Below are 6420 nucleotides of genomic sequence, written 5' to 3'. Positions count from 1 at the left end.
TTACCGATGAAAAACATCAAAATCTTTTTATGGACGTTTCTTTTGGGAACCAGCGCGCTGTGGCTGCTTGCCGACAGCCTGCTGCCGCAGCCGTTTACCTACTTTTCCTTCCGCAATGTGTTCAACCAGTACAGCGGCATTCTCGCCGTCGGCGCAATGAGCCTGTGCATGGTTCTGTCCGTCCGCCTCGTATGGCTGGAAAACCTGCTGGGCGGATTGGATAAAGGCTACCGCCTGCACAAATGGCTGGGCATTACCGCCCTCGTTACCGCACTGGCGCATTTCTGGTTTACCAAAGGCACCAAATGGATGGTCGGCTGGGGCTGGCTGACCCGTCCCGAACGCAGGAAACGGGGAGGCGGAACAGATGCCGACGGCATCGAACAGTGGCTGGGCAGTATGCGCGGTATCGCGGAAGATGTCGGCGAATGGGCGTTTTACATTGCACTGGTGCTGATGGTTATCGCCCTGATCAAACGCATTCCCTACCACTGGTTTGCCAAACTGCATACATGGCTGGCAGCCGCCTATCTGGCGTTGGTTTTCCACGCCGTTATCCTGATGAAGTTTGCCTACTGGAAACAGCCCGTCGGCTGGCTGACGGCAGTATTGCTGGCCGGCGGTACGGTATCGGCACTGTTGGTGCTGTTCAAACGCCACGGTGCCGCCCGCCGCAGTCTCGGCACGGTATCAGCGGTTGAAGCCTATCCGCCGATGAGTGCTTTCGCCGTGGACATTACCGCACCTCAATGGCACGGTCATCAGCCCGGGCAGTTCGCCTTTATACGGCACTTGGGCGGCAAAGAAGGGGCACACCCGTTTACCGTCGCTTCGGCATGGGACGTACAAACGGGCATATTGCGTTTTATCATCAAAAACTTGGGCGACTACACCGCCCGCACCGCCGACATTTTCCAAACCGGCGACACCGTTGCTCTGGAAGGCCCTTACGGACGCTTTACGTTTGACGGCGAAACCGGCACGCAAATCTGGGTGGCGGGCGGTATCGGCATTACGCCGTTTCTGGCGCGTCTTGACGAAATGCAGTATTCAGGCGGCGGCAAAAACAAAAACACCCATCTGTTTTACAGCTACCGCGACAACGATCCGGCTTTTCTTGAACCGTTACGCCGTAAGGCACAAGCGGCGGGCGTAAATCTGCATTTGTGGCCGTCGGCACAAAAAGGCCGTCTGAATGCCGAAACCCTGCACGCAGCGGTAACAGAAAACCTGCCGCAGTGCAGCGTGTGGTTCTGCGGCGGTACGGCTTTCGGTATTTCTTTGAAAAAGGATTTGATTAAGCTGGGGCTGCCTGAAAAACACTTTCATCAAGAACTGTTTGAAATGCGCTAAGTACAACCCGCCTCAGGTTTGATCCAAAATATTACTAGGCCGTCTGAAAACCTGATTTTCAGACGGCCTCAAGGGGCTTCCATTATATTTATGATGAAAACACTGAAATTTGTTGTATTCCTACACCAAAACCCCGCCGATTGTTGAAAATCACCCATAGTTTTGAAAAGAAATGCAAGCGGCGGCACAACAGCCTTTTCCGCTGTGTATGATAACCGGCGCACGATGTTTTTCAAACGGCATATTTAAATTCTTTTAAATCAATTGAAAAACAGTTACATATCTTACTAATATTTCATCCATCGAAAGGAATATCATGGGTTGGTTAGTTACCATTATCGTAGGCTTTGTTGTCGGCGTATTGGCAAAAATCCTGCACCCGGGCAAAGACAACCTGGGCTTTATCATGACCACACTGTTGGGCATCGGCGGTTCGCTGCTCGCGGGCTGGGTCGGGCAGGCCGCAGGCTGGTATGAGGCCGGGCAGCCCGCAGGCTGGATTGCTTCCACTATTGCCGCCGTAGCGATTTTGGCGTTTTATACCCGCGTGATTAAAAAGTAACCCCGCGCCGCATAAAAAAACCAAGCCGTATACACGGCTTGGTTTTTTGTTTTCCGGAACACCTATACGCAATTGAGATAAACAATGGCTGTAAACATTCCCGCCATAATAAAGAATATCCAGTTCACGCTGAAGTTATATTGAGGCTTGAAGGTTACGTCCAGTTTGAGGAACCTGCCTATGAATACCAAAATCAGATAGCAGCCTAAAAAAATAACACTTAATACGGCTTCCGAAAAATTTCCCGTTATCAGACTTGATACCGGGCCGGCCGGGCGGCCGGACAAATTGCCGCCCCAATAAGCCCTATATGCATAAATACAAAAAGTAAAAATAACGGCAGCAGCGGCAAATACCCAATTAATACTGAATTTCTGCCTGTATTTGAATGTATCATCCAGTTTGAGCAGCCTTCCAAAAAATACTAAAAACAAGAAGCTGCTTATGAAAGTAACGATCAATGCTGTCTTCATAACAATCCTTTTACCAAACCCGAACAGTCATGATAAAGGTCATAATGCTTCACCCCAATCAGGCTGCCGTATCAGATAACCTGATTAGGGTGTTTATCCAATAATTATTTGTTATTCCTTTCCAAATTAGCTGTGCCTTTGTTTTTAGGAGTGTTTTAACCGGGTTTAAACAGCGGATTCCGCTACCGCCGTTATACCGGTTTGCATGCCGCCATATAGTTGACGCCGGTGCTGCCGTTCAGGCTGTAAACTTTGGTGAACGGGTTATAACCCATGCCTTTGGTGTCCACAACATCCAAGCCCGCACGGCGGCACATGCGCGCCAGCTCGGCGGGGGTGATGAACTTCTGCCAGTCGTGCGTGCCGCGCGGCACCAAGCCCAGAATATATTCCGCGCCGAGAATGGCGTGTACATATGATTTGGGGTTGCGGTTGATGGTGGAAAAAAACACCGTGCCCTCGGGTTTCACCAGTTTGGCGCAGGCGGCAACGATGGCGGCAGGGTCGGGAACGTGCTCCATCATTTCCATGCAGGTTACCACATCGAAACTGTGCGGCCGCTCTTCGGCCAAATCCTCCACGCGCACGCAGCGGTAGCCGATATTGCCCACACCCTGCTCCCGCGCATGGGCTTGTGCCGCCTGCAGCGATTTTTCGGCCATATCGATGCCGGTTACCTGCGCGGCGCCGAGCTTGGCCATGCTTTCCGACAAAATGCCGCCGCCGCAGCCCACATCAAGCACGGTTTTACCCGCCAGTTGGCCGATGGCGTCGATATAGCCCAAACGCAGGGGGTTGATGTCGTGCAGGGGTTTGAATTCGCCCGTTTTGTCCCACCATTTGTGGGCGAGCTGGCTGAATTTTTCGATTTCGCCGCTATCGACGTTGTGCTGTGCGTTCGCGCTCATCTGAATGGTTCCTTAATTGATAACGGTTGATTATAGCTCAGGCCGTCTGAAAATCCGGCAGCAGCGCCCACAATTCGCGTTTGCGCCCGGCGGCGAGTTTTTTCACCCGCGCCTCAAGCTGCGCGGCTTCGCCATGCGCCATGCCGGCGCACACCAGCCGCATCGCCACGGGTTTGTGGATGCGCATATATTTTGCGCCCCTGCCCGATACGTGCGCCGCAAAACGCGCCTGAGGGCGGTTGCTGATGCCGCAATACAGCGAACCGTTGCGGCACAACACCAGATACACGCTCCAGCCGCCCGCTTCTTCGGCGGCGGGCAGCGCAAAGCGGGCCGGCAGTTGGTTGTGGTTTGCAGCGTTCACGATGGTTTTCAGACGGCCTGCAACGGCCGCTCAAAGATGTTTAAAGGCGTTATTGTATAGCGGAAAAACTTATTTTTGCCATCAGGCGGCACAGCCGCCGACCGTTTGCGCCTCCATATGAATTATTTTAATATACACCGGTCCGTTACCGCACAGGCCGTCTGAAACATTATGGAATCCATCATCGAGCTGCGCCACCTCAAAACCCTGATGGCACTTGAAGAAACCGGCAGCGTTTCATTGGCCGCCAAGCGCGTGTTTCTCACGCAGTCTGCCCTGTCGCACCAAATCCGCGCATTGGAAAACTACTATGAAACGCCGCTGTTCGAGCGCAAATCTACACCGCTGCGCTTCACGCCCGCCGGCGAGCGGCTGCTGCAACTGGCGCACGACCTGCTGCCGCAGGTAGCCGCCGCCGAACGCGATATGGCGCAGATTATCGAAGGCGAAGCAGGCGAATTGCGGCTGGCGGTGGAATGCCACACCTGCTTCGACTGGCTGATGCCCGCCATGGGCGAGTTCCGCCCGCTGTGGCCGCAGGTGGAGCTGGACATCGTTTCCGGCTTTCAGGCCGACCCGGTGGGGCTGCTGCTGCAACACCGCGCCGATTTGGCCATCGTTTCCGAAGCTGCCCCGCAGGCGGGCATCGCCTACCAGCCCCTGTTTGCCTACGGCATGGTCGGCATCTGCGCCAAAGACCACCCGCTGGCCGCCAAAGCCGTGTGGGAAGCCGAAGACTTCGCCGGCGAAACACTAATCACCTATCCCGTGCCCGACGATATGCTCGACCTGTTGCGCAAAGTGCTGCTGCCCAAAGGCATCAACCCGCCGCGCCGCCACAGCGAACTAACCATCGCCATCATCCAGCTTGTGGCCAGCCGCCGCGGCATCGCCGCCCTGCCCTATTGGACGGTGATGCCCTATCTCGAAAAAGGTTATGTGATTTCGCGCCAAATTACCGCCAACGGCCTGCAAAGCGAGCTTTACGCCGCCATGCGCGCGGAAGACGCCGGCAAAACCTATCTGGAAAACTTCTGCCGGATTGTGCGCGAACGCAGCTTTGCCGACCTGCCCGGTTTGAGCGTTTTGGAACTGTGAATCCAATATTATTAAAGATGCCGTCTGAAAAAGCGGGCCGCCCACATATTTAGAACCCAGCCGCATTCCTGCTTTATAATCCACCTTTTTCCACCCGCCCCGGCCCGCTATGAAATGGCTTAAACGCACCAAAACCATCACCCAAACCGTTTACCGCTACGGCCTCACCGATCTGGTTGCCGGCCGGGTGCGCCAAAGCTGGCTGCGCTCGCTGTTGCAGAAGCTGCCGCAATCTCCCGACGCGCAAAACCAACCCATGCCGGTGCGCCTGCGCGAGGCTTTGGAGCATTTGGGGCCGATATTCGTGAAGTTCGGGCAGGTGCTTTCCACCCGCCCGGATTTGATTCCGCACGATTACGCGCAGGAACTGGCCAAGCTGCAAGACCGCGTGCCGCCGTTTGATGCCGGATTGTCGCGCCGCCAGATTGAAACCTCACTGGGGCAGCCGGTTGAAGCACTGTATGCCGAATTTGAAACCGTGCCGGTAGCCAGCGCCTCGATTGCGCAGGTACACAAAGCCCGTTTGCACAGCGGCGAAGAGGTGGCGGTGAAAGTGCTCCGCCCCAATCTGCAACCCGTTATCGAGCAGGATTTGGCACTGCTGCGTTTTGGTGCGGGCTGGATAGAGCGGCTGTTTACCGACGGCAAACGCTTAAAACCCCGCGAAGTGGTGGCCGAGTTCGACAAATACCTGCACGACGAGCTGGATCTGATGCGCGAAGCGGCCAATGCCGGCCAGCTGGGACGCAACTTCCAAAACAGCGATATGCTGATTATTCCCAAGGTGTATTACGACTATTGCAGCCGCGACGTTCTAACGATCGAATGGATGGACGGCACACCCGTAGGCGATATTGCCGCCCTGCGCAAACAAGGCACCGACTTGCAGAAACTTTCGCGCTTCGGTGTGGAAATTTTCTTTACCCAAGTGTTCCGGCACGGTTTCTTCCATGCCGACATGCATCCCGGCAATATCCTGGTAGCCGGCGACAACCGCTATATCGCACTCGATTTCGGCATCGTCGGCAGCCTCACCGATTACGACAAACGCTATCTGGCGATAAACTTCCTCGCCTTTTTCAACCGCGACTACCACCGCGTGGCCACCGCCCATATCGAATCGGGCTGGGTACCCGCCGACACACGCGCAGAAGAGTTGGAAGCCGCCGTGCGCAGCGTGTGCGAACCGGTTTTCAACAAACCGATTTCCGAAATTTCGTTCGGCCTCGTGCTGATGCGCCTGTTTGAAGTGAGCCGCCGCTTCAACGTTGAAATCCAGCCACAGCTTGTTTTGCTGCAAAAAACCCTGCTCAATATCGAAGGCTTGGGCCGCCGGCTCGACCCCGATTTGGATTTGTGGGACACCGCCAAGCCGTTCCTCACCAAATGGATGGCCGAACAGGTCGGCCCGCAGGCTTTCTTCAAACAACTGAAAAACGAAGCGCCCGACTGGGCGCAAATCCTGCCCGCCCTGCCGCGCAAAATCAACGCGCTGGTCGATGAAACCCGCCAAAAAGAAATGCGCGACGCCTACCTTCACCTGATAAAAACCCAGCAGCGGCAAAACCTGTGGCTGGCCGTTATCGCCGTGGCGCTGGTGTTGATCGTGCTGTTTAAATAGAAACCGGATAATGTTTCAACACACAGGACGACACATAAAGC

Annotated in this window: 7 protein-coding genes; 4 read left to right on the top strand and 3 right to left on the bottom strand. The window is 55.1% G+C overall.

Translation table 11 applies throughout. From position 1 onward, the window contains the following. Positions 1–1353, top strand: a 1353-nt coding sequence (locus tag Q3970_RS02970) for a ferric reductase-like transmembrane domain-containing protein (protein WP_303099116.1), incomplete at its 5' end; no start/stop codon positions are given. Positions 1354–1669: 316 nt separating this feature from the next. Beyond that, positions 1670–1915, top strand: coding sequence for a GlsB/YeaQ/YmgE family stress response membrane protein (locus Q3970_RS02965; RefSeq protein WP_303099115.1), 246 nt, complete (start codon positions 1670–1672; stop codon positions 1913–1915). 62 nt (positions 1916–1977) lie between these two features. Here the strand turns inward: Q3970_RS02965 and Q3970_RS02960 are convergent, their stop codons facing one another. The 3 genes from Q3970_RS02960 to Q3970_RS02950 all read right to left on the bottom strand — a co-directional run bounded on the left by Q3970_RS02960 (position 1978) and on the right by Q3970_RS02950 (position 3636). Beyond that, complete coding sequence (locus Q3970_RS02960; protein ID WP_303099114.1) at positions 1978–2388, bottom strand: hypothetical protein; 411 nt, start codon at positions 2386–2388, stop codon at positions 1978–1980. 191 nt (positions 2389–2579) lie between these two features. Next, positions 2580–3296, bottom strand: coding sequence for a bifunctional 2-polyprenyl-6-hydroxyphenol methylase/3-demethylubiquinol 3-O-methyltransferase UbiG (gene ubiG, locus Q3970_RS02955; RefSeq protein WP_303099113.1), 717 nt, complete (start codon positions 3294–3296; stop codon positions 2580–2582). Positions 3297–3333: 37 nt separating this feature from the next. Continuing rightward, a complete protein-coding gene (locus tag Q3970_RS02950; RefSeq protein ID WP_303099122.1) occupies positions 3334–3636 on the bottom strand; it encodes a GIY-YIG nuclease family protein in 303 nt (100 codons plus the stop codon). Between the two features lie 195 nt (positions 3637–3831). On the opposite strand from Q3970_RS02950, the gene Q3970_RS02945 reads away from it, so the two are divergent. Both Q3970_RS02945 and ubiB read left to right on the top strand, forming a co-directional pair. After that, positions 3832–4758 carry a LysR family transcriptional regulator gene (locus Q3970_RS02945; RefSeq protein WP_303099112.1) on the top strand — a complete coding sequence of 309 codons (927 nt, stop codon included), beginning with the start codon at positions 3832–3834 and terminating at the stop codon, positions 4756–4758. 109 nt (positions 4759–4867) lie between these two features. Beyond that, entirely contained in the window at positions 4868–6379 is a 1512-nt protein-coding gene (gene ubiB, locus Q3970_RS02940) for a ubiquinone biosynthesis regulatory protein kinase UbiB (RefSeq protein WP_303099111.1), read from the top strand. Positions 6380–6420: the final 41 nt, after the last annotated feature.

This window comes from Neisseria sp., assembly GCF_030530745.1.
Lineage (GTDB): Bacteria > Pseudomonadota > Gammaproteobacteria > Burkholderiales > Neisseriaceae > Neisseria.
This window is presented reverse-complemented; position numbering and strand designations above follow the sequence as displayed.